We start from the raw sequence: 26,621 nt of genomic DNA on the forward strand, positions 1-26,621 counted from the left end.
TTACGCACCCGCTGCAATCAATAATTCAGCGATTTCGTGATAGCCTTTTTCCTGTGCTAGCTCTAACGGTTTTTTACCGTATTTGTCCGTCATATGTGGGTTAGCACCGTGCTCTAACAGCATTTTTACGATTTGCTGCTGTTTTATACCACCATCATTCAGCACAATCGCTTCTAGCAATGGAGTCCAGCCGACAAAGTTGGTGTGGTTAACATTAATGTCCGTGTTTTCAAGTAATTCACGCACAATTTCCACATGCCCTTTTTCGCTAGCTGGCGTGATCCCAACACCACCAAAACGGGTTAATAAATCTAAATTAGGATTAGCAGGTAATATCAAACGTAATAATGTTAAATCATTATTTAAGCAACTTAATAAAAATGGATTAAAACAGGTTTGGTCTTGTTTATTAATATCAGCGCCAGCATGAATAAGAAAATCAACGCATTCATAGTGCTGATTTAAACTAGCATTCACAATAGCAGTACGACCTTGGCGATTGGTACTATTAATATCAACACCTTTTTCAAGGCAACTTTTTAAAATAGCTAATTGGCCTTGTTCTGCTGCTTTAAGAAAATCTTGAACGAGTGTGTTTTCTGTCATAACGCTCTCCACATTTAGCTATTTAAATTTCCTAATAGCTAAATTAAATATGAATTAAAGATTATTTAGCATGGCTAGAGCATAGCAACTGCCATTAATAAATAGAATCCATTTAAATTTAATTCATCAATCTGCTACCTTATTATTGATTTAAATTCAACAATCTGGCATTTTTGTGCGTGAAAGCATCCTTCACTGACCTTTATTGATGTTTTTTTGTCTATTTTTCACTCAATTTAACCAAATTATTTTGTTAATCTTTTTGCCAATTTATTCTTTCTTCAATTTTGTGACAGCCATCAAGCCAAAGGTTTTTAAATTGTTAAAATTGTGATTTTTTTGTTTATTAACTCAATGTTTCCCAATGGCTAATTTTTCATTTAACTCAATAATATTAATTAGTTTGAATGTAAACATGCGTTTCATTAGTTGCTTTTTGGGGTGACATAAATTAAATACTATTTATTGAACAGAATAGATAAATATCCCCGCAGAGGGCTAGCAAAAACAATCAATAAAAAACCTATTTTTTAAGCTATTGAATTGTATTCACAGAAAACGTTATTTAGGCTAATTTTCACGCACTTTGGGATACGACACATGAACTCTATTTTTACCGAAGAGAATTTATTGACCTACACCACCGCCGCTAAATTTGCCAGTTTCAGCAAAGCGGCTGAAGAACTTGGGATTACCACCTCAGCGGTGAGCTACACCATAAAACGTATCGAAACCTATTTAGATGTCGCACTGTTTATCCGCGATACACGTAATATTGAACTGACCGAAGCGGGATACTATTTTTATCGCAAAGCCACCGACCTTCTGAATAATTTTCATCTCATCAAAAAAAGTATCGATTCCATTGAACAAGGTATTGAAGCTCGTGTTCGTATCTGTATCAATCAGTTAATTTACACCCCTTACCATACAGCGAAATTGCTGCAAATCTTGAAAAAGCAATTTGGTTCCTGTCAGATAACCGTTACCACGGAAGTGTATAACGGTGTTTGGGATGCCATTATCAATAACCATGCGGATATTGCGATTGGGGCGCCGGGTACACTCATGGATGGCGGCGGGATTGATTACACAGAAATTGGTGCCATACACTGGCAGTTTGCCATCGCCTCTAGCCACCCTTTGGCCTTAATGCCTGAGCCAATTGCCGAAAGCCAGCTGCGACTCTACCCAAATATTATGGTGGAAGATACCGCCCATACCATCAATAAACGTGTTGGGTGGCTACTGCACGGGCAAGAGGCGATTCAAGTGCCCGATTTCAACACCAAATGCCAGTGCCAAATCTTAGGCGAAGGGATCGGATTCCTACCCGACTATATGGTCAAAGAACATGTAAAAAACGGTGTGTTAGTCACTAAGCAAATACAAAATCCAAGACAGGATTCTCACATGCTATTAGCCACCCAACACTCTGCTACAGGGCTAGTTACTCAATGGATCAGAAAAGAGTTTATGGCAAACGGGGTATTAACAGAGCTTTACAGTGACTTGCTCAAACCCATCGCCAATTAACGTTGTGCTAGTTTCATTAGTATAAATAAAATCGTACCGAGCCAACTCATCAATGGCCTTATTCAACTACTTGATAAATCTGGAGTACAAGTGAAGCACCGCCCATGCTGTATCAAGCTCAGTGGCAACCGCATCACGCATAAACATGAAAAAACCACTTTCTGCCTCTTTCGGCTTGATTCTGACGATTGCCCTTGTCGGTATCAATTTACGCCCCTTTATGACAGGGCCTGGGCCAGTCATCGATAATATCATTCACACCACGGGAATGAGCTACCAGAGCGTTTCACTGTTAACGCTGATCCCCATGTTACTCATGGGTTTTGGGGCTTTAGTCGTCCCTGCATTAAATCAAAAATTAGGCGACAAACTGGGTATTAGCCTTGCCATGTTATTGCTGCTAATCGGTTCATTTTGCCGATTATTTGTTTCTGATGCGACCGCACTCTTAATGACCGCATTTTTGTGTGGAATCGGAGCGGCTTATATTCAAGCGGTTTTTCCCGGTTTGATAAAATTTTCGTTTCCACACAAAATGGCCGCCATGACGGGGTTATATTCAGCCACATTAATGGTCGGTGGCGCGCTGGGAGCGCAATTAACACCACTGATAACCCACCTTTCAGGAAATTGGCAGAGTGGGCTCGCATGGCTTGCATTTCCAGCACTGATCGCGCTAATTGCCGTCATCATGAATATTCGCTCTTCAGATACGAAAAATACACCAGCTCAGCTCAGTGTATTGACTTATCTTAAGCAGCCCAGAGCCTGGCTATTAATGGCGGGGTTTGGCTTAGTGAATGCAGGTTACGCAACTGCCGTGACATGGCTGGCGCCTTTCTTTCAACAACAAGGATTCAGTGCCACAGAAAGCGGTTCTCTGGTGGCGATTTTAACCATTTTCCAAGCTGCTGCGGCATTGATGATCCCGATATTAGCGTCCCATAATATTGACCGCCGTTTTTGGCTCACTGTCACGCTGGCAAGCCAAGCATTCGGATTTGCGGGGTTAATCCTGTTTCCTAGCACTCTACCATTGCTGTGGGTGGGTCTGCTGGGCTGTGGTTTGGGTGGTTGCTTCGCCTTAACCATTATTACCTCTTTAGATCATATCCCTCATCCTGCCAGCGCAGGGATCCTGACGGCCTTAATGCAAGCAGGCGGTTTTATCATCGCGGCTTTTGGACCTTTGCTTGCGGCAGCATTACAACAATTTAGCCACAGTTTTACCCCTGTTTGGCTGCTGCATTGTGTCCTGGTTATTATCACATTACTGCTATTTTTGCGTTTAAATCCTAAAGGATATCATCAGATTTTTAGTGTCAAATAAGCTTATAACCAAAGAGATGGCTCATTGCCATCTCCTTCACATTACGCCGCGGTTTCTTCTTGTTGCACCAAGGCAGATTTTGGTAACCCAAAAATTTTGTCAAATGCCCAGTTAAAGAAAAAGGTATAAATCGGGATAAAGATAATCAGGGCAAAATCTAAAATAAGTGCCTGCCAGAGTGATATTGATAGCCACCATGCAATCAGTGGGATTAAAAATACCACCAGCGTTAGCTGGAATAACACCGCATGGGCGAAACGACGCCTAAACGTTCTAATTCTTGATTTCTGCTTTGATTCCCAATATTCAAATGCCACATTGAAAATAAAATTCCATGTCACCGCAATCGTGGTGATCACCAGTGCCAAGGGTCCTGTGGTTCCCGTGGAATTCCCCGAAAGAAAAGCCAACGCCAACGATGAAATCATCCAACCAATGACTTCGTAGCTCGTAATAAAAACCACTTTACGTTTAATACCTTGCATTTTTATCTCACCTTCTATTTGCCGAAGACTGGTAAATTAAATCAACATTAATGATAATAAAAGTCAGCTACTATCAACAAAACTGAAAGGTCTAAGATGCCATTTAACAGCGAAAACCTAATGATTTTTTTAACCGTACTCGATAAAGGTTCCTTTTCCGCAGCGGCTAGAGCACTGCATAAAGTGCCTTCCGCGGTTAGTATGGCGATTGCCAACCTTGAAGCAGAGCTTGGTTTTTCGCTGTTTGAACGCCATACGCGAGAACCCAAACCCACAGAACAAGCGCTTTCCCTTGCCCCTTATGCTCGAAATATTGTGGATAACTTGCGTCAGTTGAATGTTTTCTCACGAGAACTTACCCAAGGCGTGGAAAGCACACTCACGATCGGAGTGGCAGAGGGGGTTAATCCCAATGTGTTAGTTGATGCATTGCATACGTTAAGCCAGCGTTACCCTTTAATGCATGTGGAGCTGATCACTGCGCCTCAAGACGATATTTTGCCACTACTGCACAGTGAGCGCGTTCAGTTAGCCATCGCCTTTGGTGGGTTATATGTCAATGCTCAGGAACAATTCGAATGTATTGGCTATGAATCATTAACAGCGACTATCAGCGCCGATTATCCCTCTAATAAACCGAATAATGCACTGTATATCGAAGATCTCGTTCAGACACGCCAAATTATTGTCGCGAGCCCTCACCACCCAATCAGTGATTTTCGCTCTATCGTTTCTAGCCATTATTGGCGCACGGATAGTTTTACCATGGCGTTAGAATTAGTTAAAAAAGGGATGGGTTGGGGAAATTTACCGGCTTCATTAATCAAAGCTGATTTAGAGGTAGGATTACTCAAGCGTTTAGAATTTAAAAACACCCCAAATGGTTTAGTGCTTCCTATCCATGTTGTCTGCTTAAAAGGTCAAGTGCTCAAGCGTGGCGCCCAAGAGTGTATAGAGCTTTTAAAAACAAATATGCTTTAACAATTTTGAACAATTTCAACATCGGCTCAATCCACTATCCCCAAGTCAGGCAAACCTCCATTTACATCATAACGGTAGCCCTCATTCGCGATGCGCCCCTTTTGTTGGTGAGCTGTATTTGTTGATCAATTGTGAAAATCGCTTGATATTGCCAATGGTTTTAAAGATAATAATTATCAATATCATTCTTATTAACAACAAAATCTATGTGGTGAATAACATGACCAAGCCACTTTCTTCCATTATTGAAGAAACCACAAAATCAACATTATTGACTGATTTTGCTGCTAAAGATGGGCTTATTGAAAGCCAAAAGTTATTAGGTGCCTCAGGCAAAATTGCTATTGAGCACCGCGGTGAAATTTATCAATTACGCCAAACTCGAACGGGTAAATTAATTCTGACCAAATAGTATTTTAGTCTTCACAACGCAGTTTGTTTTAAAAATACAGTTTGTTTTAAAAATACAATTAGCTTTAAAAACACATTATATCTCGCAAGCCACCTAAGTCGTCATGCTAGGCAGCCAGCTTAACTCTATACATCAGGACACAGTTTTTATGGTGTTTATTACGGGCTTTGCTGCTGTACATCTGGATAACCTCAAGGCGAACTTTCGAACCCTATCATCACTTGTTGGGTTCAAATACCCCTTTTCCCCCTATTCCATTGCAAGCGTCTTTGTCTCAATACCCTATAAACACACCATAACGCTCTGATGATAAGTCTGTTTTTAACGGTGCATCGCACTCATCAAAGAGTTAACAATTTTTAGGGAGTATCACCTGTATGTCTCAAGTATTACGCTTATCTGTGCTGGCGAGTGCCTTGCTGCCGCTAATGGCGACCGCACAGACTGAAAAATCACCAACTAACAATAACCATTCTCTAACTAACAGTCACCACAATGTGATGACGGTGTATGCCACGGGTAATGAGCGAGATAGCTTTAATACGCCAATGATGGTTACCGTCATTAAAAATGATTCACCAGAAACCAAAACAGCCAACAATGCGAACGATATTTTGCGGAAAGTGCCGGGTATTGCACTGACGGGAACTAGCCGTACTAACGGTCAGGATATCAGTATGCGCGGGTTTGACCGTCGTGGAATATTGACGCTAGTCGATGGCATTCGCCAAGGTACAGATACCGGACACATTAACGGAACATTTCTTGACCCTGCGCTTATCAAACAAGTGGAAATTATTCGCGGCCCGTCAGCGCTGTTATACGGCAGCGGCGCTATGGGTGGCGTGATTGCTTGGGAAACCGTGAATGCAAAAGATTTACTGCGTGAAGGTCAAAACCAAGGTTTCCGCGTCTTCACTCAAGGCGCTACTGGGGATCACAGTTTTGGCTTTGGCGGCTCCGCTTTTGGTAAAACCGATGATTTTGACGGTCTATTCAGCTTTGTGACGAAAGAAAGCGGTGATGTTCGTCTTGGCGGCGGCGAGAAAATGGATAATAAAGAAACCATTGCCAATATGCTGGGTAAAGGAACATGGCAGCTGGATGATGCGCAAACTCTGTCTGGGCAAATTCGTTATTACAATAATGATGCTTATGAGCCAAAAGACCCGCAACAGCTCGCCACCAGCAATGATAATAAACAGGTTAACCGCACGACGCGTCAGCGTGATTTGCAAGCGACCTATCAGTTAAACCCAGATGATAATTCATGGCTTAATTTAAAAGCGACTCCGTATTACTCTGATGTAAATATTACCTCGAAAGGTAAAGAGTCTAACTACGAAGGCCGTAGCCAAAAAACGTATGGTATCAAGTTAGATAACCGCTCCGATATCTATGAGTTACCACTCGCTGCGCATAACTTTACCTACGGCACTGAAGCGTATCGTCAAAAACAGACCCCTTACGCTGGAACCACTCAGTTCCCTGATGCAGAGATAACCTTTGCGGCTGGCTTTATTCAGGATGAGATTACCTTAAAAGATTTGCCTGTTTCCTTCATTTTGGGAACTCGCTATGACAACTACAAGTCCAGCGCCAAGGGCAATAAAGATGTCAAAGAAGATCAATGGTCATCAAAAGCGGCAGTGAGCATCACGCCAACCGAGTGGTCAATGCTGTTTGCGTCCTACTCTGAAGCCTTCCGTGCACCAACGATGATGGAGATGTACAACGATTCTCTTCACTTTAAAGGCGGTCCTATTTCTAACTATTGGCGCCCTAACCCAGACTTAAAACCTGAATCCACACGTACTGCGGAATATGGTTTTGGTCTACGTTTTGACGACTTACTCATGGCTCGCGATAACCTGCGCTTTAAAGCCAGCTATTTCGATACTAAAGCCAAAGATTACATTAACACCTACGTCAATACAGACCGTGTTAACTGGAATAATAACTACACCACATCCATCAATACCAAACGCGCCAAAATTTGGGGAACGGATGTGTCATTGGATTACACCACTGACTACTTTGCGTGGGGGCTCGCCTATAACCACACCGTCGGCGTCAATGAATATACGGGCAAATCCATTGAATCCATTAAACCGGATTCACTCACCAGTAACCTCTCCATTCCAGTTGCAGACAGCGGTTTCTCTGTGGGTTGGTTAGGTGAGTTCACTACTCATACCGATTTCGATAAAACATCCAAATTAAAACAACAACCGGGTTATGCCGTTCATGATTTCTATCTAAATTATCAAGGTGATGGAAGTCTTAAAGGGTTAGATACCAGTGTTGTTTTAGGAAATGCTTTTGACAAAGAGTATTACTCCTCTCAGGGGATTCCCCAAGATGGTCGTAATGCTAAGCTGCTCGTCAGCTTCCAATGGTAATTCACACTACATAAAGGAGAAACCTGTGAATTCAGCACTTTTCGAACGTTATCAACAAGCCAAAGCAGATAATAAAGCTAAGTATGCGAGAGATCTCGCTGCTTATCTGAATGTTTCTGAAGGGGAATTATTACATAGCCGTGTTGGGCGAGATAAAGCTAAACGCCTGAACGTTGATGCGCCAACGTTATTAACTGCTTTGGAAGCTGTCGGTCCAATCAAAGCTATTACCCGTAATGAGTATGTGGTTCATGAGCAAGTCGGTCGCTATGAAAATGCTAAATTTAGCCCTCATGGCGGTTTAATTCTCAATCCACGCGCACTGGATTTACGTATGTTTTTCTCTCACTGGGATAGTGCTTTCGTGCTCACTGAAGAAGCGAAACACGGTGAACGCCACAGTATTCAGTTCTTTGATAAACATGGCGATGCACTGCACAAAGTGTATACCACTGATGAGACCGATATGGATGCATGGAATGCGCTTATCGAAAAATACATGACCACCGAAAACCCACAGTTAACCATTGAAAAAGTACAGCCGCACCACGCACAGCCAATCAGCGATGAGCTGAAACAACAGCTTGACCAAGAGTGGCGCAATATGACGGATGTTCATCAATTTTTCATCTTATTGAAGAAAAATAACTTAAGCCGTCAACAAGTGTTCCACGCGGTCAGTGATGATTTAGCTTGGCAGGTGCCAAATGATTCATTCAATCAGCTCGTTAATACTGCTTTCGCTGATCAAAACGAAATTATGATTTTCGTGGGTAACCGTGGATGTGTGCAGATTTTCACAGGCAAAATCAAACGTTTGATGCCACTCCAAACTGAAGGCTCTGACATCAAGTGGCTGAACATTTTCAACCCTGATTTCACTCTGCATATGATTGAAAATGGTGTTGCGGAGTGTTGGGTTACTCGTAAACCAACGGAAGATGGTTTTGTGACAAGCCTTGAAGTGTTTGATGACCAAGGCAATCAAATCGCACAAATGTACGGACAACGCACTGAAGGAACGCCAGAGCAAGAACACTGGCGCCAGCAAGTCATGTCCCTGCCAAGAATCTAACACAGGTATTTGACTATGAAACAATGGCTTCTAATGGTAATCACACTGGCAACCTCGTTGGTTGCCCATGGCGCTGACCGTTTAGTAACACTCGGTGGCGATGTGACTGAAATAGTCTATGCGCTCGGCGCGCAAGATAGCCTGGTTGGGCGCGACAGTAGCAGTTTACATCCAGAGCAAGCAACCAAGCTGCCCGATGTCGGCTATATGCGAATGCTCAATGCAGAGGGCGTACTCTCTTTGCGTCCGACGTTGATGCTCGCCAGTGAGCTTTCCCGACCTTCTATCGCCTTAACCCAAATAGAAAAAAGTGGCGTTAAAGTGATTAAAGTCACAGGAGAGCCGAAATTAGAAGCCATTCCTGAGAAAATCACCACGATTGCACAAGCAATGGGATTATCCGAAAAAGGGAAAACATTAGTCGAACAATTTAATGCCGAGCTACTCGCCGTTCCCACCAGCCCGATTAACAAAAAAGTGGTTTTCTTAATGAGCCATGGCGGAATACAACCGATGGCCGCTGGGCAAAAAACAGCAGCCGATAGCATGATCAAGGCCGTTGGTGCACAAAATGCAATGCATAACTTCTCCAGCTATCGTCCACTGTCCCAGGAAGGTCTTATTTACAGCCAGCCAGACCTCATTGTGATCTCTGAGCAAGGTGTAAAATCCTTAGGTGGCGTTGAAAAAGTTTGGGAGTTACCGGGGCTAGCACTCACTCCAGCAGGAAAAAACCGTGCTCTTTTAGTCGTGGATGATACTGGCATGCTGAGCTTCAGCTTAAGTACGCCAAAAGTCATGCAACAATTAAGAGAGGCGTTAGAAAAAAGCGAATGAGCCGTTTTAAGCACCCTTTATTTAAAATTTTGATGTTATTGGTGCTACTGGGGGCAGTCACTGTGGCTGCCTCCACCGCTGGCGCAATTCACTTACCTTTAAACACACTTTGGTTCGCACCATCAACCGATCCCGACTGGCAAATTTGGCTCACCATTCGCCTCCCAAGAGTGTTGCTCGCCATTTTAGTGGGGCTAGCTTTAGCGGTTTCCGGCGCGATGATGCAAGGGTTATTTCGCAACCCTCTCGCCGACCCGAGTTTATTAGGGATCAGTAGTGGTGCCGCGTTGTGTGTGGCCGCCTTCATTATTTTACCGTTCTCCTTACCCACATTAATGCTCAATTACGGTCATCTTGGCGCAGCATTCGTTGGCAGTTTAGCGGTTTCGCTGATCATTTTTAGCCTCAATAAAATGTCTAATGGCAATTTGGCACGGCTGCTATTAGCAGGGATTGCCATCAATGCCCTGTGTATGTCGCTAATTGGGGTACTCAGCTATATGAGTAATGACCAACAATTACGCACATTTAGTTTGTGGATGATGGGGTCATTAGGCAGTGTGAATTGGACATCGTTAGCAATTGCCGCCAGCGTGATTATCCCCGCTTGTTTACTCTGCTTTTGGCAAGGCAATACGCTGAATATTCTGCAATTAGGGGATGAAGACGCCCACTATTTAGGGATAAATGTTGAGCGCAGTAAGTTTGTTTTATTATTCCTAAGCGCCCTATTAATTGGCTGCGCCGTCGCCATGAGTGGCGTGATTGGCTTTATCGGCCTCGTTGTTCCTCACTTAATCCGTATGACATTGGGGCCTGATCATCGTTGGCTTATTCCCGGCTCAGCCATTGTGGGGGCTTGCTTACTCTTAGCTGCTGATACCCTTGCTCGTACTTTAGCAATTCCCGCAGAAATCCCCGTGGGCTTATTAACTGGTTTGATTGGCGGCCCTTACTTTTTATGGCTAATACTGCGCCAACCAGCAGGAAGGATCTAACGGATGTCCAATTTACTCGACGCTAAAAACCTCAGTTATCGTATTAATAATCGAACATTAATCGATGATATCAGTTTATCTATACAACAAAATCAAATGGTTGTGATTATTGGTCCTAATGGTGCTGGCAAATCCAGTTTACTGAAATTGCTCACAGGCTACACGTCTCCCTCTCAAGGGGAGTGTCAGCTTGAAGGTCGCTCGCTACCAGAATGGGAGCCACAAAAGCTGGCTAAAAAACGCGCGGTGATGAAACAGCATAGCCATTTACAGTTTGCCTTCAGTGTTGAAGATGTTGTGGCGATGGGAAGAACACCTTACGGTTCAGAACATAAGCAACACGCCATTGATATTGCTATGGAGCAAACTCATTGCACCCCACTACGCCATCACGATTATCGCCTATTATCTGGTGGTGAACAGCAGCGTGTTCAGCTTGCGCGAGTGTTAGCTCAGTTATGGCAACCTGAGCCAACACCAGCCTGTTTATTCCTTGATGAGCCTACTTCAGCCCTTGATTTATACCATCAACAACACAGTTTACGGCTATTGCATCAGCTTACCCGAGAAAGACCACTAGGTGTTTGTTGTGTATTGCATGATTTGAATCTCACCGCACTTTATGCCGATAAAGTGTATCTTATTCATCAAGGGAAATTAGTTGTGTCTGGAACGCCACAAGAAGTGCTCACTACCGAGAATTTAACTCAGTGGTATCAAGCTGATTTAGGGGTGCAGCCGCATCCTGAAACGGCAACCCCCCACGTATATCTGCGCCATTAATGGCTAGCCGCGGTCTATTTTTCATAATGCTATATTGCATAATGAAAGCCGCGGCTTACAATCATAATAATAAATTAATTATAATAAATTAAAGTATTTATTTGGCTTAGGTGGCGGTGGAAGCTGCTTAGCATCAATCATATCAAGAGCATTGCGCTCAAGCCCCGTACATAACGCATTCAGTGGCAAGCTGTTATCCAGTACATCGAATGGATCTTCCAGTTGTTCCGCTAATGCGTCCCACGCTAAGAACGTATAGGAAACAAACACTGAAACCAAAGGGGTCATATAATGTAAATCCCCCACCAGTGCAAACGGCAATAATGTACAAAATAAATAGACCGTACGTTGCAGGATCAATGTATAAGCAAAGGGGATAGGCGTATTCGAAATACGTTCACAGCCGCCTAAGACTTCAGATAACCCATTGACATCTTTATTGATAGACTGAAACAGAACATCACTGATCAGATTGTTATCCCGTAATGCCCCCACACTCAAACCAATATGCATAAGGATTCGGCTAGTGGGAAAAGGGCTTTTAATAACATCTAAAAAAACATCCCGCGGCAATAAACGATACAAATCGATATTTGGATTAGTACGTCTAAGTTCGTGATTTAAGCTCCAACTAAATGCAATTAATAAATTAGCAAATGTGCGATGCGCTTCAGGATCATTCGGTAATAATCCTTTTATGTTTCTTAAAATATTACGTTGATTGGTTAATATTGCGCCCCAGAGCGTTCTTGCTTCAACTAAACGGCTGTAGCAGGCGTTGTTGCGGAACCCCAAAAAGATGGCTATCGCTATCCCTAATAAGCTAAATGGGGCGATTGTCAGATGTATTCCTAATTTCTCGTACCATTGATAGATTAAAATAGCGACAATGGACATCATAATATTAAGCGATAATCTAAAGGTGATTTTAGACAACACGGAACCGTGCCAGTCGAACAACCTAAAGAACCAGTGTTGATGCGGGCGAATGACCATAAATTAATAATAATTGAAAGGATAGTTATGTGTGATGATTATCACATAAATTATTTCGGCAATCCATATCTTGATGAGCGCATCTATTTACTCATCTTAAGCTAAATAATTTAGTAATAACTTATTTAATTTCTTATTTATTCTATCACTTATTCATTTTTTCATCTTTTAAAGATTTCAGGTATTGACTCAGATTGATTTATAATTAATTTAGTAACACTGGCATTTGAAATGCTTATTTAATTTAAAATTAATAACTGAGTAAATTAAACAATTGATATACAGCATGCAAATATAATCAATTGATTATCTTATAACTACATTTTCATTAAATATCATTTAGCTAGCATTGTATTAAGTGGAATCCTTAAGGAACTCTTAATATTGATAATTATATTACCACTATCATTTAATCATCATTTAAAAAATGATTAATATAATTCCGATGATAAAAAATTAATAAAATATTAATTTATTAAGAATGGTTGCTTGTTTATGAAAAAAACAGAATATTTTCTAAAAAAACTTCGTGTGCTAATCATGAGTGACAAAAGTTATCTCACGAATAAATTTATTAAAAAGTTAGGGTATTACCCTAACTTTAATGCGCCGAAAAGCTTTAATGAAAAAGTGAATTTCCGTATGATCCATGACCGAAATCCACTACATAGTCAATTCGCCGATAAGCTAGCGGTGCGGGATTATGTTACGCAAACCATCGGTCAAGAACATATCGTTCCGATTCTCGCCACGTATCAACATGTGGATGAAATCGATATTGCGAAGCTGCCCCAACGCTTTGTATTGAAATGCACCCACGACAGCGGCAGCAGTATTATTTGTACCAATAAATCACAGTTTGATTTACAAAAAGCCAAAGATAAGTTGTCATTCCATTTACTCAAAAATCTCTATTACATTACTCGTGAACGTCATTATAAAAATATCCCTGCGCATATTATTTGCGAGGAATATATCGATTTATTTGAGCAGAAAAAGAGAAAGCTAGTACCCGAAACCTGTCGCATTCATTGCTTTTCAGGTAAGCCAGTTTATGCAGAAATCGATTATGCCGACGAAGATGGCACCGAGTTTATCAACCTTTATGATACGGACTGGCAATTGCAGCCGGTGAGTTTTGGTCATCCTCAAATGCTAGAACCCATCAGCGAGCCTGCACAATTTAGAGAGATGCTAAGACTGGCTGAAATTTTAGTGACGCCATTTGATTATTGCCGAGCTGACTTTTTAATGACAGAAAACAAACTCTATTTTAGTGAACTCACTTTCGCACCGAATGCAGGACGTACCGTGATCAGCCCACTCTCTTGGGACTTTAAACTTGGGGAGTTGTGGGAGCAGAAAATCACAACGCCAAACATGCTTCATGCACGCAAACCTGAGCTCGCTCTCGCCAACCTTAATAAGAAAAAATAACCATAAAAAAACGCGCTACTGATTCAAGATAGCGCGTTTTTTGTTTTCATTGCCAATGGCGACCTTTTACCAAACCCGATCAATTTGCCAATACGCTTGCCTTACGGCGTAAACTCGCTATCAGCATATAAATTGCCGTCACTAACAACACAATAAAGAAGAAGTTAGTTAACCCACTATGCTGTTCTAACAGGGTACCCGCCGCGATAGGTCCCATCGCAGAACCCACGCTATAACTAAATAACATCACTTGGGTCGCAGCCACAATAAATGACGAATCCAAGTTATCGCACGCTAAAGTAATAGCAATCGGATACAAGGCGAATGATGACATTCCCAGCAAAGCTAACGCCACAATCATCACCACATAGTCTGATGAGATGTAAATCATGCCCATCGCAAAAACACCTAACAATGAAACCATGGCTAACAATAAGGTTTTGCTCATCATTACCGACAATTTACTGATCACTGGCTGAATTAACATACCACCCAAAATAATGGATGCCATCAAAACACCAACTTGATCCGTCGTAAAATTATCTTTTTTCAAGGATAGCGGCATTAACCCATAAATGGTTCCCATCACGATACCGGATACCATGCAACCCATAATGGCAGGCTTACTTAAACGGGAGATCTGCTTCAATGATAATTTTTGATGTAAACCACTTGCTGGTTGCCCTTGGCGTATCAATAACGGCGGTAAAACAGCCACAAGCAGTAAGCCGAGTACCACAATAAAAGGAACAAATCCCTGAGTACCAATCACACCTATAGCAAGCTGCCCAAGTGTTGTTCCCCCATATAATGAGGTCATGTAGAAACTCAGTCGTTTTGCACGCTCTTTTGGGTTATCGCCAATCAGTAGCCAAGATTCCACCACCACGAAAATCCCTGCTACCGCAATACCCGCAATTAAACGGTTTGGTAGCCAAGCTTCAATAGCCGGTGTCCATGGCAGTAAAACAACTGTTGCTGCCAACATTAATAGGAAACTAATAAAGGAGAGGCGGTGACCAATTTTTGCGATCACAGGCTCAATCATCATTGAGCCAATTAATAAACCAATATAATAGGCACTCGCTAACCAGCCTGCATATTGCGTATCAATGCCAAAGCTACCCATTGATAGCGGGATCAAGCTCATCAGGTAACCTGAAGCAATAGCAAATAGTGTTAAACCTGCAACAGGTACAAAGGTATTGTCGCCTTTACGCATTAACATGGTGGACATTTTCACGCCCTACTCTCCAAAAACAAGATAAATATTGTGCGCTGCAGACGTCGATAATCACGGCAAAATTATTCATAAAAATGAATATATTTTAGCGACCAGTGCAGTGATGAAATTAAATAGATGAGGCTAATTTGAGCGCAATATAGATCTTTCAAGACGGGAATGACAATGAGAAAAACTAATGATGACGAGTACATTTATTTATGTGAGAAAAATCACGTTTTTTTATGCAGTAAAAACCCCTGAAAAACCGCTGAAAAAACAAACAAATCATTGATTATCAATATGATAGAAAATGAATTTCAAAATCTCTATCGTTACTTTTTGAAACGCAATTCCTTACTCCCATTCCTTCTTTCAAAATATATTTATCTCTTTTTTAAAACGAAATTTATTCAAAACTCATTTTGCTAATTAATTAACCTCAAGTTTATCAATGAACTTAATTAGTAGTATTCATTATCCAAACACCCATTCTTTATAAATAATTACTATCCTGCTTTAATAATTTTCTTCTAACTTCTGGTTGTCTTCTAACTAGTTTTTGCAGTGGCAAGGCGGTAAGCATCAGTTAGCCTGGGGAGCATACATAAGTATGTGACTCAGGTAACTTATGCGAAACCAACACAGCCACAGTGAAAACTAGGACGAAGACAGGCGGCGCCATAAAGTTGTACGACTGATACCGAGAAACTCCGCCACCGCCTTACGATCCCCATTAAACCTTGCCATCACTTCCTCTAGCGTCTCGGTTCTTTCCTGAGTCTTTGCCGGAGTTACCTCTGTTCGCCTTTCTGGCGATAGCATTTTAAGCATGTCTGGTGTGATGCTTTTATCTGCATAGGCACTGCAATAGAGTGCAACACGCTCCATTAAATTACGCAATTCTCGTACATTTCCTGGCCATGCATAGGAAAGAAAAAAGTCTCGGCAGCTGAGAAGTTGCTTAACTCTAAAGGCTGGAAGCGGCAGTTGTAATCCGGCAAAAGCGAGTTTCAATAATCGTTCTGCGAGCGTGAAAATATCCTCATTACGCTCTGATAATGCAGGAACTTTCATACGAAGAACACCTAGGCGATAGAAAAGATCGCCACGGAATTTGCCTTGCACTACCCATTCATCAAGGTCGCAGTGGGTCGCACAAATCACCCGAACGTCCACCTGTAGAGGTCGATACCCCCCAATTCGTACCACGGAACGCTCTTCTAATACACGCAATAACCGAGTCTGTAACGCTATTGGCATTTCACCAATTTCATCAAGAAAAAGAGTTCCGCCATTCGCCAGTTCAAATAGCCCTGCACGACCTCCTCGACGCGAACCCGTAAATGCGCCTTCTTCATAACCAAACAGTTCCGCTTCCAGTAATGTTTCAGGAATGGCGCCACAGTTAACGGCTACAAACGGCATTTGCTGTTTACTGCGTTTTTGCTGATTAAACAAACTGTATTCGTGATGGATAGCTTGTGCCACCATCTCTTTCCCCGTGCCACTGTCACCTTGTATCAACACCGTGGCATCTGAACGGGCATATAACATAATGGTTTGCCGAACTCGTTCCATCGCTGGCGACAAGCCAATCAGGTCATTAATCGTGTGTCTAACCTTTGCAGTGCTCTGCTGAGGGTAACGTAATTGCTCAGTCACATGGTGATGGGACATTCTGCTGAGTTCGATAGCATCAGAAAAGGCTTGTCTAATGGTCTGTGTGGAATAGATAAAAATCCCTGTCATACCCATTTCTTCAGTGAGGTCCGTAATTAATCCCGCCCCCACAACGACGTTTACCCCCATGGCTTTTAGTGCTTTTAGTTGTGCGCGAGCATCTTCGGCAGTGATATAACTACGCTGTTCAATCTGTAGGCCAAAACTATGTTGAAATTGCTCTAACGCAGGAATAATTTTTTGATAACTAATAATGCCAACTTTATCGCTAATTTCTCGTGCTTTCGCTAATGCTTGCATTACATCAAAGCCGTTAATATTCACAATAATAACGGGAACCGAGACATGACTTTTTAAATAAGCCCCATTAGAGCCTGCGCTGATAATCGCGTCACAGTGCCCCTCCTTTAAACGGCGCCGAACCTCTTCCACGGCTTGCTCAAAACCGATATTCAGTGGAGTGATGTCAGCTTGTGCACTAAATTCAGGGCTAATATCACGAAACAACGTGTAAAGACGAGACACTGACACCGTCCAAATAATGGGCTTTTCCATTGTTCTTCTCCGCTGGGTTTGCTCTGCGCTAGGTTTGCTTCGCACTTTGATGTTTCATTTTTGTTTCATTAAACAATATATCGATTCAATGAAACACACCAATCCATTGATTAAAAAATGGCTTTCTTGTCACATAAAAATAAAAACTTTTATCTTATTGATATTTAACACTTAATAATAATTTCCTTCTCTCTTTCCGGACTGGCACGTCAATTGCTATCTAACTATCATTAGTAAAAGTCATATTGTTAGTAAAAGTCATATCGTTAATAAAAGTCATTGATAAATGATTAACCCACTCCGAGGTGTTTATGTCTAGCCGTTCTGCAGGTCAAAAATTTCGAGATGCCGTTAACAGCGAATCTCCTCTTCAATTGGTCGGTACTATCAATGCAAACCATGCACTCCTTGCTCAACAAGCTGGTTATAAAGCCATTTACTTGTCTGGCGGCGGTGTTGCGGCTGGCTCGTTAGGGATCCCCGATTTAGGCATTTCTACGCTGGATGATGTGCTGATTGATATTCGCCGCATTACTGATGTCTGTGATTTGCCGTTAATGGTGGATGCGGATATTGGCTTTGGTCCCTCCGCATTTAACGTAGCCCGTACCGTCAAATCGATGGCGAAAGCAGGTGCTGCTGGTCTGCATTTGGAAGACCAAGTTGGCGCGAAACGTTGTGGACATCGCCCTAATAAAGAAATTGTTTCCACTCAAGAGATGGTTGACCGAATCAAAGCTGCTGTCGATGCAAGAACAGATGAAAACTTTGTCATTATGGCACGCACTGATGCGCTGGCAGTTGAAGGGCTTGAGGCAGCTCTAGAGCGAGCAAGTGCTTACATCGAAGCGGGTGCCGATATGCTGTTTCCCGAAGCGATTACTGAGTTAGATATGTATCAGCAATTTACTCGCCATACGCAAGTGCCTGTATTAGCTAACTTAACTGAATTTGGTCAAACGCCGCTGTTTACTTTGGATGAGTTACGAAGTGTCGGCATTGCCATCGCCCTATATCCACTCTCCGCCTTTCGCGCGATGAATAAAGCCGCAGAGCAGGTATATAGCACTTTGCGCCAGCAAGGCACTCAGAAAAATGTCGTGCCACTTATGCAGACCCGTGAAGAGCTCTATAAATCCATTAATTACTATCAGTATGAAGAAAAGCTGGATGCGTTATTTTCACAGAATAAAAAACGCTAATCCCTTTTCTAGTACCGCTTAAACCGTGAACAGAGCAAGTTGTAATCTCTTCTGCCCTCAACAAGGAATCAATGATGAATGAGCAACTTACAAGTACTGGGTTCAAACCCAAAAAATCAGTCGCCTTATCAGGTGTAACCGCCGGCAATACTGCTCTTTGTACCGTGGGTCGAAATGGTAATGACCTCCACTATCGGGGCTATGATATCCACGATTTAGCCACTCAGTGTGAATATGAAGAAGTCGCCTATTTACTTATCCACGATAAGCTTCCTAACCGCACTGAACTGGCCGCGTACAAAGAAAAACTTAAGCCCCTAAGAGGCTTGCCGACAAATGTAAAACAAACATTAGAATCCATTCCTGCCAATACACACCCGATGGATGTGATTCGCACTGGCGTTTCGATGATGGGCTGTGTGTTACCAGAAAAAGATCTTCATACCGTCGCTGGTGCGAAAGATATTGCCGACCGATTACTCGCATCTTTAGGTTCCATTTTGTTGTATTGGTACCACTTTAGTCACCATGGTCGCCGAATTGAAACCATGACTGACGATGACTCCATTGGCGCCCACTTTTTGCATCTGTTACACGGTAAAAAACCGTCTGCTCAGTGGGAAAAATTCATGCATATTGCCTCTATTTTATATGCAGAACATGAGTTTAACGCCTCGACATTTGCAGCTCGCGTAATTGCAGGAACGGGTACCGATTTCTACTCAGCAATTACAGGTGCCATTGCGGCATTAAGGGGGCCGAAACATGGTGGCGCTAATGAAGTTTCATTAGAAATTCAGCAACGCTATGCCTCTATTGAGGAAGCTGAGCAAGATATCGTGGCTCGAGTTAAAAACTCAGAAGTCATTATCGGTTTTGGTCACCCTGTTTACACCTTGGCAGATCCCCGCCACCCAATCATCAAATCCGTCGCCTTACAGCTTTCAGAGCAAAGTATGAATCGGCATTTGTACACCATTGCCGATCATATTGAATTGGTCATGAAACGTGAAAAAGGTATGTTTCCTAACCTCGATTGGTTCTCTGCGGTGGTTTATCACTTAATGGGGGTTCCTACGCCGATGTACACCCCATTATTTGCTATCGCACGGATTGCCGGATGGTCAGCTCATGTGATTGAACAACGCCAAGATAATAAAATTATTCGCCCTTCCGCAAACTACACGGGACCAGAAAATAAACTCTTTGTTCCCATTGAACAGCGCTAATTAAGGTAAAAATAATGACCACGCAAAATCAAACGGCTCCACATGTTCAATTTGATAAAGTGATGACCGACATTGTCGATTATGTTCTTGATTTCCCTATCACTTCAACATTGGCTTACGATACCGCCTATTATTGTTTACTGGATACGCTAGGCTGTGGGATGGAATCCCTTGAATATCCGGCTTGCAAAAAGTTATTAGGTCCTATAATCCCTGGCACCCACGTCCCAAATGGCACCAAAGTTCCCGGAACACAGTTTCAATTAGACCCAGTACAAGGGGCATTTAATATTGGAACCTTATGCCGCTGGTTAGATTTTAACGACACTTGGTTAGCTGCGGAATGGGGACATCCCTCCGATAACCTCGGTGGCATTTTAGCCACCGCCGATTGGCTTTCTCGTGAAAATCTCGCTAAGGGTAAAAAGCCGTTAGTGATCCGAGATGTCCTCACCGCCATGATCAAAGCTCATGAAATTCAAGGCTGTATCGCTCTTGAAAACGCGTTTAATAAAGTCGGTCTTGACCATGTCATTCTAGTCAAAGTGGCCTCAGCTGCCGTCGTTGCTCAAATGCTAGGACTTTCCCGTGAGCAAATTCTCAATGCAGTTTCCCTTGCATGGGTTGATGGCCATAGCTTGCGTACCTATCGACACACTCCAAACACAGGCTCCCGCAAGTCATGGGCGGCAGGTGATGCCACCTCTCGCGCAGTTCGCTTGGCGCTTATGGCGCAAAAAGGCGAAATGGGTTATCCAACCGCATTAACCGCAAAAACATGGGGCTTTTACGACTCACTGTTCCGTGGTCAGCCGTTTAAATTCCAGCGACCTTATGGCTCTTATGTGATGGAAAATGTGTTGTTCAAAATTTCTTTCCCAGCAGAGTTTCACGCTCAAACCGCGGTTGAAGCCGCTTTACAACTGTATGAACAACTTAGTTCAATGGGAAAAACTGCTGACGATATCCAGTCTATCTCAATTCGTACCCATGAAGCTTGCGTGCGTATTATTGATAAACAGGGCCCATTACAGAACCCGGCAGACCGAGATCATTGCATTCAATATATGGTAGCAGTGCCGCTTATTTTTGGTCGCCTCACCGCATCTGACTATGAGGATAGTATCGCTCAAGATAGCCGAATTGATACGCTGCGTGCCAAAATGCATTGTCATGAAGACCCTGAGTTTACGCAGGATTATCATGATCCGGAAAAACGCGCTATCACCAATGGTCTGACTATCACATTAAAAGATGGGCAAACCTTGAATGAAGTCGTGATTGAATACCCTGTTGGCCACAAACGCCGCCGCCCTGAAGGCATGCCACTATTACTTAAAAAGTTCAGAACCAACTTAGCGCGCCAATTCCCAGAGGCCCAACAACTGCGGATTTTAGCAGCTTCACTGGATAAGCCATTGTTTGAGAATATGCCTGTTAATGAATTTCTCGATTTATGGGTGATTTAGTTTTGTGATTTTTTTAATTTACAGACAGCCAAAGGCTCCGATCCATTGAAGACCGTTGACTGTCTGCTCATCACAAATACCACGGTTTATGGAATGGAATGCGCTTCGCAGAAATCGTGGCAAGAATAAAACAGACAAGATAATATCAAAGTAAATTATTAAGTTTTATTTGTTTATTTTGATTGTGATAAAAACAAAAAAAGCCCCAGTTTACTCAACTAGGGCTTCAAATATGTCAGCCTAGGAATTTACTTTAGCAATCTCGCTCTCACTGATTTGCCTTTGATTTTACCTTGCTGTAATTGCTTCCACGCTTTGTTCGCCACTGATTTTTTAATCGCAACGTAGGCATGAATTGGGTGAATCGCGATTTTACCAATATCATCCCCTTCTAGACCAACGTCTCCGGTCAATGCGCCTAAAATATCTCCAGGGCGTATTTTCGCTTTTTTACCGCCATCTAGGCATAAGGTCGCCCATTGGGCTTCTAATGGCGTAATGCGTAACCCTGTCGGCTCTGGCAGCCAGTTCAGCTTCATGTTGAGCATCTCTTCGAGCACGTTTGCGCGTTGGGCTTCTTCTGGTGAACATAGGCTTATTGCTAAGCCGCTTTGTCCTGCACGAGCTGTACGGCCAATGCGGTGAACATGCACTTCAGGATCCCAAGACAGCTCAAAGTTAATCACCATTTCCAGTGCTTTAATGTCTAAACCTCGAGATGCTACATCCGTCGCAACCAAGACTCGACTGCTACCATTTGCAAATTGAACTAAGGTTTGGTCGCGATCGCGCTGTTCCATATCACCATGCAAGACTAGGACACTTTGACGGCTATCCATTAAAGCATCATAGACAGCCTGACAATCCTTTTTCGTGTTACAGAACACGACACAAGAAGCTGGTTGTTCACGGCTTAGCAGCTTTTGCAGTAAGTCAATTTTGTCATGTCGAGATACTTCATAAAACTGCTGTTCCACATCAGGTAATTCGTTAACCGAATTAATTTCAATGGTTTGTGGATTATTTTGGATGCGTCGGCTAATTGCTGCAATGCTATCCGGCCATGTTGCTGAGAATAAAAGTGTTTGTCTATCTTCTGGCGCGAAAGAGATCACCGCGTCAATATCATCCGCAAACCCCATATCTAACATGCGGTCAGCTTCATCAAGTACCAGTGTCTGTAAATGATCTAATCGCACCGTTTCTTTATGTAAGTGGTCAAGCAAACGTCCCGGTGTTGCCACTAAAATATGTGCAGCATGTACTAAAGAATCACGCTGAACACTAAAAGGTACACCGCCACATAAGGTTAAAATTTTAAGATTAGGAATATAACGCGCTAAACGGCGTAATTCATTCGCGACTTGATCCGCCAACTCTCTTGTTGGGCATAAAACGAGGGATTGTGTATTAAAGTTTTTAGCATCAATATGTTGTAATAACCCTAGGCCAAAAGCAGCCGTTTTTCCACTCCCCGTCTTAGCTTGGGCTCGCACATCTTTGCCAGCAAGGATAGCGGGTAATGCCGCTTCTTGAATTGGAGTCATGGTTAAAAAGCCCAATTCATTGAGATTGGAGAGTTGCTCCGCAGGAAGCGCATTTAGTTCAGCAAATGAAGTCACAGTTAACATTCCGAATAAAATAAAAGAGATCATCACAAGGGATCATAGCCCCTCGCACATGATACTAAAAAATAAATTGATAGCGAGTTTGGCTGGTATAAATCTGATCAGTTTTAGCAATAATAGGATTTGCGCTATCTGATTCGGCATGCCCAAAGCCATCAAATGGGTATTGCGGAGCCAACACTATCCCAGAGAATGGCGTATAGGTTTTACTTTTGCCTAATACGGAAACTAAATGGTTCCCCGTATAAAGATGAATAGCAGGTGACGTACTCACCATATTCATTTGCACATCACCATTGGGAGAGCTCAAAGTCCCCACAATTTGCCGTCCATCAACGACTGACTCATCAAACACAAAAGTATGGTCGTATCCGCCTACCGCTTGTTGCTCTTCATCTTGTAAAAAATCATAACCAATGCGTTTCTTTTGCCTAAAGTCAAAATAAGTACCAGTGACTTCACGCCATTCCCCTGTTGGGAGTCCTTCACTATCCTGCGGTAAGAAATACGTAGTCTGCATTTGGAGGTCATGCTCAAATGCAGTGCGATCAGACTGTTCACCCGCAAGATTAAAATAGGTGTAATTAGTCAGATTAACAGGGCAATCTTGGTTACATTGATATCGGTAGTTAATGACCACTTGATTATCGTCAGTGAGTGTATAATGCACTTCAACTTTTAACTCACCCGGAAAACCTTGGTCACCATCAGAAGAGACAAGAGTAAAAATCGCTTGCTGTTGGTCAGGCTGAGCGATTGACCATACTCGATAACTGAAGTTATCACCCCCACCATGCAAACAATGCACACCTTGATTATGTGCAAGTTGATACTTACGTCCTTCGAGGTCGAAAGTGGCATTTGCAATACGATTTGCGACTCGCCCTACTGTTGCGCCAAAATAGACTCGCTGCTCCATTTGAGCGGCCATATTAGGTGAACCTAAAATGACATCGCGTTTACCACTCGCCAACGGCAATATACAGCTCACCCAGCTGGCACCTAAACTACTCAAAATAATTTTCATTCCCTGTTTATTTGTGAGTGCAACGACCTTCGGTGTGCGTAGAGTGTGGCGTTGTTGCTTGGTAAACTGCATTTTTCCCCAATATTCCTTATATTTTCACTTATCGTGTAACCAACATAATTTAACAATAATAAAACGAATTCTCGATAACGTAAAAAGAAAAAAGCTGAGCGCATAATACGTCAGCTTTTTCAAAAATGCTTAGTACTTAAATAGGAATCAATGCAAACAATCTTTATCGTAAGGGTCTAAGTGGGTCATAACATCCAGTATTTGTGGATTTTTCATTAACTGTTTACGCACATTTACTGCAATATCATGCCCTTCCAAGATTGTCATTTGGCCATCTAACTCTAAGTGAACATCCACAAGGAAAAAGTCGCCAGATTTACGTGTTTTTAAATCATGGAATCCTTTAACTCCCGGAATACCTCGAAGAACATCGTTCATTTGTTCGAGCGTTTCTTCATCAGCCCCTTTATCCATTAAATCTTGCATAGATTGATAAGTGAATTTAAACCCCATTCGGAAAACAAATGTCCCCACAATTAAGGCGGCAATAGGGTCAAGAATGCGGATACCGCATAAACTACCAATAATCCCGATAGCGACGACTAATGAGGAGGCTGCATCAGAACGCGCATGCCAAGCATTCGCCACTAACATGCTTGAATTAACTTTATTGGCGACATGCAGCATGTAGCGGAATAAGCCTTCCTTCGCAACCAGAGCCGTTAATGCAGCGACTAATGCAATCGTATGAACTTCTGGGATTAACTCTGGGTTAATCATTTTTTCGACCGCAGACCACCCCATTCCCACACCCACGATCAACAAGATAATCCCTAAAATAAGGGACGCTCCATTTTCATATCGAAAATGGCCATATGGGTGGTCAGCATCTGGTTTTTTATGACTTTTTTTATTCGCAATAAGGACAACAAAGTCTGCAATTAAATCCGAAAGTGTATGAATACCATCAGCAATTAAGCCGGATGAATGGGAAAATATACCGACAATGATTTGCCAAATGGACAACAGCGCATTCACAGCCACACTGATCAATGTGCTTTTTTTTGCGGCTTTAAATTTCTCTTGTTGTAATTCGAATTCATTTTCCCCAGAAGTTGGGATTTCATGTTTATGCATAGTTTATTTTCTTAATGAAAAACAAAACAATTATCATTTAAATATGGTTTATTTTCAATGACTTAATTAATTTTAATAATACTCTCACATTATTTGTTAAATGTCTCATAATAAATTGTAAATAATTGATTACATTGATTGAGAATGGTTATTCTTTATTTTTCTATCTCTGATAAGGTAAAAACCATAATCAGATAAAAGCCATAAATAGATGATATTCATGACTAGCCTATCCTCTATTATAGATAAGAGTGTAGATTTATCTTTATTAGATAGCCATGCTTCTGTGAATCCAATATCACAAAATCATAAGTGTCATATGACTTATAAAATGATAGGTATATAATCAAATTAAAATAACAAATGAAGAGGTAGCTATGTATAAGAAGATATTGGTTCCTATTGATCTGTTAGAAGATGATTTAAATTCAAACATCATCAAACACGTGGAAGATTTGGCAACATTGGGTAAGCCTGAGATTCACTTTTTCTCGGTGATCCCGAGTGTTGAACTATTTTTTGGTATTGAAGTTGCTATTTTACCTGAAAGCCATAAAAATTCGGCTGAGCGTGCAACACTCGCAATGCGGGCATTAGAAGAAGTGATCAAAAAGGCTAAAATTCCAGGCTCTCAAATTACATGTCAAGTCAGCATTGGTTCAGCAAAAGACGAAATTTTAGATTACGCAAAAACCATTAATGCCGACCTGATTGTCGTCGGTTCTCATCATCCAAGTACATCCACTTATTTATTAGGTTCGACTGCATCCGCCATTGTACGTCATGCGCAAACATCAGTGTTTGTCGTTCGTTAATCTAAAGCTTATAAAATAAAAAATGCCGCATCATAGAAAACTGAGGCGGCATTTTAATGCATTATTTCTTAGCCGAGTTCATTAATTTATCGTCTGTCGACCAAATGCGGTACTTCACTTCCATATCTTTTGGTGCATAAACAACTATTGGTAATTTACTGTTGTAACGTACAAAAGCATCATCCCCTAGTTGGGTGGTGATAAAACGATTTTTCGCAGATTCGCTACATGCCATCATTGTTGAGGCTGGTCCTTTAACTTCATCTAATTTGTAGTAGCTATATCCCCATCCATCTAAGGTTTTTTCTTCTAAATCCCCTGAGAACCATTGACGGTTACAATCCGCTTTGATGGTTTTACCGATAACCAGCTCAACCATATAGTCATATTCATTTTGTTGAGTCTCAAGCTGGATCACATGACGAGTCATCCCGGATTCTGCTTTCGGATAGGGTGCGATCTTTCCTAAATCTTCAGTCGCCATTGCACAAGAAGACACTGCCACCGCAGCCATTACAGATAAAATCGCTTTTTTCATCATAAAATTCCTATTGGTAAAAAAATAACAACATTAAAAACTAGAGCTTGATACATAGTAGGTCAATTCAGTTATTTTAATCACTATAGATGATTCTTAATTACAAAAATATAGATAACTCATTAATCCTTTAGTGATAATACTTAATATTAGTATAAGGATCATAAAATTAATAAAAATTATGTAAATCCACCCCATTGATATGTACATAAAACAATCAATGGTT

General features: G+C 41.9%; 23 protein-coding genes. 14 read left to right on the top strand and 9 right to left on the bottom strand.

Annotated features, from left to right (window positions below):
• On the bottom strand, window positions 1-606 hold the full coding sequence (locus tag LDO51_RS00290) for an ankyrin repeat domain-containing protein (protein ID WP_225575921.1): 606 nt from the start codon (window positions 604-606) through the stop codon (window positions 1-3).
• Window positions 607-1,206: 600 nt separating this feature from the next.
• On the opposite strand from LDO51_RS00290, the gene LDO51_RS00295 reads away from it, so the two are divergent.
• Together LDO51_RS00295 and LDO51_RS00300 are read left to right on the top strand one after the other, a co-directional pair.
• The gene (locus LDO51_RS00295) at window positions 1,207-2,142 is read left to right on the top strand and encodes a LysR substrate-binding domain-containing protein (RefSeq protein WP_225575922.1); all 936 of its coding nucleotides are present in this window, start codon (window positions 1,207-1,209) and stop codon (window positions 2,140-2,142) included.
• A gap of 145 nt (window positions 2,143-2,287) precedes the next feature.
• On the top strand, window positions 2,288-3,472 hold the full coding sequence (locus LDO51_RS00300) for a cyanate transporter (RefSeq protein ID WP_423810952.1): 1,185 nt from the start codon (window positions 2,288-2,290) through the stop codon (window positions 3,470-3,472).
• Between the two features lie 41 nt (window positions 3,473-3,513).
• Here LDO51_RS00300 and LDO51_RS00305 read toward each other — a convergent pair whose 3' ends face one another.
• Window positions 3,514-3,957, bottom strand: coding sequence for a PACE efflux transporter (locus LDO51_RS00305; protein ID WP_225575923.1), 444 nt, complete (start codon window positions 3,955-3,957; stop codon window positions 3,514-3,516).
• 96 nt (window positions 3,958-4,053) lie between these two features.
• Between LDO51_RS00305 and LDO51_RS00310 the strand changes: the two genes are divergently transcribed.
• The 7 genes from LDO51_RS00310 (at window position 4,054) to LDO51_RS00340 (ending at window position 11,445) form a co-directional block, all read left to right on the top strand.
• Complete coding sequence (locus tag LDO51_RS00310) at window positions 4,054-4,938, top strand: LysR family transcriptional regulator (protein WP_225575924.1); 885 nt, start codon at window positions 4,054-4,056, stop codon at window positions 4,936-4,938.
• A 220-nt stretch (window positions 4,939-5,158) separates the two neighbouring features.
• Window positions 5,159-5,350, top strand: coding sequence for a hemin uptake protein HemP (hemP, locus tag LDO51_RS00315; RefSeq protein WP_336432177.1), 192 nt, complete (start codon window positions 5,159-5,161; stop codon window positions 5,348-5,350).
• Window positions 5,351-5,727: 377 nt separating this feature from the next.
• A complete protein-coding gene (locus LDO51_RS00320) occupies window positions 5,728-7,752 on the top strand; it encodes a TonB-dependent hemoglobin/transferrin/lactoferrin family receptor (protein ID WP_225575925.1) in 2,025 nt (674 codons plus the stop codon).
• A gap of 25 nt (window positions 7,753-7,777) precedes the next feature.
• Window positions 7,778-8,827 (top strand): hemin-degrading factor, encoded by a 1,050-nt coding sequence (locus tag LDO51_RS00325; RefSeq protein ID WP_225575926.1) that lies wholly within the window; start codon window positions 7,778-7,780, stop codon window positions 8,825-8,827.
• A 15-nt stretch (window positions 8,828-8,842) separates the two neighbouring features.
• A complete protein-coding gene (locus LDO51_RS00330) occupies window positions 8,843-9,664 on the top strand; it encodes a heme/hemin ABC transporter substrate-binding protein (protein WP_225575927.1) in 822 nt (273 codons plus the stop codon).
• Complete coding sequence (locus LDO51_RS00335) at window positions 9,661-10,662, top strand: FecCD family ABC transporter permease (RefSeq protein ID WP_225575928.1); 1,002 nt, start codon at window positions 9,661-9,663, stop codon at window positions 10,660-10,662. Before LDO51_RS00330 ends, LDO51_RS00335 begins: the two co-directional genes overlap by 4 nt.
• Before the next feature lie 3 nt (window positions 10,663-10,665).
• Window positions 10,666-11,445: a heme ABC transporter ATP-binding protein gene (locus tag LDO51_RS00340; RefSeq protein ID WP_225575929.1), complete on the top strand. Its 780-nt coding sequence runs from the start codon at window positions 10,666-10,668 to the stop codon at window positions 11,443-11,445.
• Between the two features lie 78 nt (window positions 11,446-11,523).
• On the opposite strand, the gene LDO51_RS00345 is transcribed toward LDO51_RS00340, so the two are convergent.
• On the bottom strand, window positions 11,524-12,441 hold the full coding sequence (locus tag LDO51_RS00345; RefSeq protein WP_225575930.1) for a bestrophin family protein: 918 nt from the start codon (window positions 12,439-12,441) through the stop codon (window positions 11,524-11,526).
• A gap of 495 nt (window positions 12,442-12,936) precedes the next feature.
• Here LDO51_RS00345 and LDO51_RS00350 point away from each other — a divergent pair, with 495 nt between their 5' ends.
• On the top strand, window positions 12,937-13,878 hold the full coding sequence (locus LDO51_RS00350) for an ATP-grasp fold amidoligase family protein (RefSeq protein WP_225575931.1): 942 nt from the start codon (window positions 12,937-12,939) through the stop codon (window positions 13,876-13,878).
• 79 nt (window positions 13,879-13,957) lie between these two features.
• Here the strand turns inward: LDO51_RS00350 and LDO51_RS00355 are convergent, their stop codons facing one another.
• Together LDO51_RS00355 and prpR are read right to left on the bottom strand one after the other, a co-directional pair.
• Window positions 13,958-15,100: an MFS transporter gene (locus tag LDO51_RS00355; protein ID WP_225577318.1), complete on the bottom strand. Its 1,143-nt coding sequence runs from the start codon at window positions 15,098-15,100 to the stop codon at window positions 13,958-13,960.
• A gap of 660 nt (window positions 15,101-15,760) precedes the next feature.
• A complete protein-coding gene (gene prpR / locus LDO51_RS00360; protein WP_263869883.1) occupies window positions 15,761-17,338 on the bottom strand; it encodes a propionate catabolism operon regulatory protein PrpR in 1,578 nt (525 codons plus the stop codon).
• Between the two features lie 311 nt (window positions 17,339-17,649).
• On the opposite strand from prpR, the gene prpB reads away from it, so the two are divergent.
• The 3 genes from prpB (at window position 17,650) to LDO51_RS00375 (ending at window position 21,238) form a co-directional block, all read left to right on the top strand.
• Window positions 17,650-18,540, top strand: a complete 891-nt coding sequence (prpB, locus tag LDO51_RS00365; protein WP_225575933.1) for a methylisocitrate lyase — start codon at window positions 17,650-17,652, stop codon at window positions 18,538-18,540.
• A gap of 74 nt (window positions 18,541-18,614) precedes the next feature.
• Window positions 18,615-19,769 (top strand): bifunctional 2-methylcitrate synthase/citrate synthase, encoded by a 1,155-nt coding sequence (gene prpC, locus LDO51_RS00370; protein WP_225575934.1) that lies wholly within the window; start codon window positions 18,615-18,617, stop codon window positions 19,767-19,769.
• Between the two features lie 14 nt (window positions 19,770-19,783).
• A complete protein-coding gene (locus tag LDO51_RS00375) occupies window positions 19,784-21,238 on the top strand; it encodes a bifunctional 2-methylcitrate dehydratase/aconitate hydratase (RefSeq protein WP_225575935.1) in 1,455 nt (484 codons plus the stop codon).
• Between the two features lie 248 nt (window positions 21,239-21,486).
• On the opposite strand, the gene dbpA is transcribed toward LDO51_RS00375, so the two are convergent.
• The 3 genes from dbpA to LDO51_RS00390 form a co-directional block, all read right to left on the bottom strand.
• On the bottom strand, window positions 21,487-22,860 hold the full coding sequence (dbpA, locus tag LDO51_RS00380) for an ATP-dependent RNA helicase DbpA (protein WP_225577319.1): 1,374 nt from the start codon (window positions 22,858-22,860) through the stop codon (window positions 21,487-21,489).
• A 64-nt stretch (window positions 22,861-22,924) separates the two neighbouring features.
• Window positions 22,925-23,965 carry a galactose-1-epimerase gene (locus tag LDO51_RS00385; RefSeq protein ID WP_225575936.1) on the bottom strand — a complete coding sequence of 347 codons (1,041 nt, stop codon included), beginning with the start codon at window positions 23,963-23,965 and terminating at the stop codon, window positions 22,925-22,927.
• A 147-nt stretch (window positions 23,966-24,112) separates the two neighbouring features.
• On the bottom strand, window positions 24,113-25,042 hold the full coding sequence (locus LDO51_RS00390; RefSeq protein ID WP_225575937.1) for a cation diffusion facilitator family transporter: 930 nt from the start codon (window positions 25,040-25,042) through the stop codon (window positions 24,113-24,115).
• Between the two features lie 377 nt (window positions 25,043-25,419).
• Between LDO51_RS00390 and LDO51_RS00395 the strand changes: the two genes are divergently transcribed.
• Window positions 25,420-25,857 (top strand): universal stress protein, encoded by a 438-nt coding sequence (locus LDO51_RS00395; RefSeq protein WP_225575938.1) that lies wholly within the window; start codon window positions 25,420-25,422, stop codon window positions 25,855-25,857.
• 61 nt (window positions 25,858-25,918) lie between these two features.
• On the opposite strand, the gene eco is transcribed toward LDO51_RS00395, so the two are convergent.
• On the bottom strand, window positions 25,919-26,395 hold the full coding sequence (gene eco, locus LDO51_RS00400) for a serine protease inhibitor ecotin (RefSeq protein WP_225577320.1): 477 nt from the start codon (window positions 26,393-26,395) through the stop codon (window positions 25,919-25,921).
• Between the last annotated feature and the right edge of the window lie 226 nt (window positions 26,396-26,621).

The organism is Providencia alcalifaciens (genome assembly GCF_020271745.1).
In the GTDB taxonomy this organism is placed as follows: Bacteria; Pseudomonadota; Gammaproteobacteria; order Enterobacterales; family Enterobacteriaceae; genus Providencia; species Providencia alcalifaciens_B.

What these genes read in the sequence shown, in the direction of transcription:
- LDO51_RS00290 (WP_225575921.1), bottom strand. Translation starts at nt 606, where the DNA reads ATGACAGAAAACACACTCGTTCAAGATTTTCTTAAAGCAGCAGAACAA.
- LDO51_RS00295 (WP_225575922.1), top strand. Translation starts at nt 1,207, where the DNA reads ATGAACTCTATTTTTACCGAAGAGAATTTATTGACCTACACCACCGCC.
- LDO51_RS00300 (WP_423810952.1), top strand. Translation starts at nt 2,288, where the DNA reads ATGAAAAAACCACTTTCTGCCTCTTTCGGCTTGATTCTGACGATTGCC.
- LDO51_RS00305 (WP_225575923.1), bottom strand. Translation starts at nt 3,957, where the DNA reads ATGCAAGGTATTAAACGTAAAGTGGTTTTTATTACGAGCTACGAAGTC.
- LDO51_RS00310 (WP_225575924.1), top strand. Translation starts at nt 4,054, where the DNA reads ATGCCATTTAACAGCGAAAACCTAATGATTTTTTTAACCGTACTCGAT.
- hemP (WP_336432177.1), top strand. Translation starts at nt 5,159, where the DNA reads ATGACCAAGCCACTTTCTTCCATTATTGAAGAAACCACAAAATCAACA.
- LDO51_RS00320 (WP_225575925.1), top strand. Translation starts at nt 5,728, where the DNA reads ATGTCTCAAGTATTACGCTTATCTGTGCTGGCGAGTGCCTTGCTGCCG.
- LDO51_RS00330 (WP_225575927.1), top strand. Translation starts at nt 8,843, where the DNA reads ATGAAACAATGGCTTCTAATGGTAATCACACTGGCAACCTCGTTGGTT.
- LDO51_RS00335 (WP_225575928.1), top strand. Translation starts at nt 9,661, where the DNA reads ATGAGCCGTTTTAAGCACCCTTTATTTAAAATTTTGATGTTATTGGTG.
- LDO51_RS00340 (WP_225575929.1), top strand. Translation starts at nt 10,666, where the DNA reads ATGTCCAATTTACTCGACGCTAAAAACCTCAGTTATCGTATTAATAAT.
- LDO51_RS00345 (WP_225575930.1), bottom strand. Translation starts at nt 12,441, where the DNA reads ATGGTCATTCGCCCGCATCAACACTGGTTCTTTAGGTTGTTCGACTGG.
- LDO51_RS00350 (WP_225575931.1), top strand. Translation starts at nt 12,937, where the DNA reads ATGAAAAAAACAGAATATTTTCTAAAAAAACTTCGTGTGCTAATCATG.
- LDO51_RS00355 (WP_225577318.1), bottom strand. Translation starts at nt 15,100, where the DNA reads ATGCGTAAAGGCGACAATACCTTTGTACCTGTTGCAGGTTTAACACTA.
- prpR (WP_263869883.1), bottom strand. Translation starts at nt 17,338, where the DNA reads ATGGAAAAGCCCATTATTTGGACGGTGTCAGTGTCTCGTCTTTACACG.
- prpB (WP_225575933.1), top strand. Translation starts at nt 17,650, where the DNA reads ATGTCTAGCCGTTCTGCAGGTCAAAAATTTCGAGATGCCGTTAACAGC.
- prpC (WP_225575934.1), top strand. Translation starts at nt 18,615, where the DNA reads ATGAATGAGCAACTTACAAGTACTGGGTTCAAACCCAAAAAATCAGTC.
- LDO51_RS00375 (WP_225575935.1), top strand. Translation starts at nt 19,784, where the DNA reads ATGACCACGCAAAATCAAACGGCTCCACATGTTCAATTTGATAAAGTG.
- LDO51_RS00385 (WP_225575936.1), bottom strand. Translation starts at nt 23,965, where the DNA reads ATGCAGTTTACCAAGCAACAACGCCACACTCTACGCACACCGAAGGTC.
- LDO51_RS00390 (WP_225575937.1), bottom strand. Translation starts at nt 25,042, where the DNA reads ATGCATAAACATGAAATCCCAACTTCTGGGGAAAATGAATTCGAATTA.
- LDO51_RS00395 (WP_225575938.1), top strand. Translation starts at nt 25,420, where the DNA reads ATGTATAAGAAGATATTGGTTCCTATTGATCTGTTAGAAGATGATTTA.
- eco (WP_225577320.1), bottom strand. Translation starts at nt 26,395, where the DNA reads ATGAAAAAAGCGATTTTATCTGTAATGGCTGCGGTGGCAGTGTCTTCT.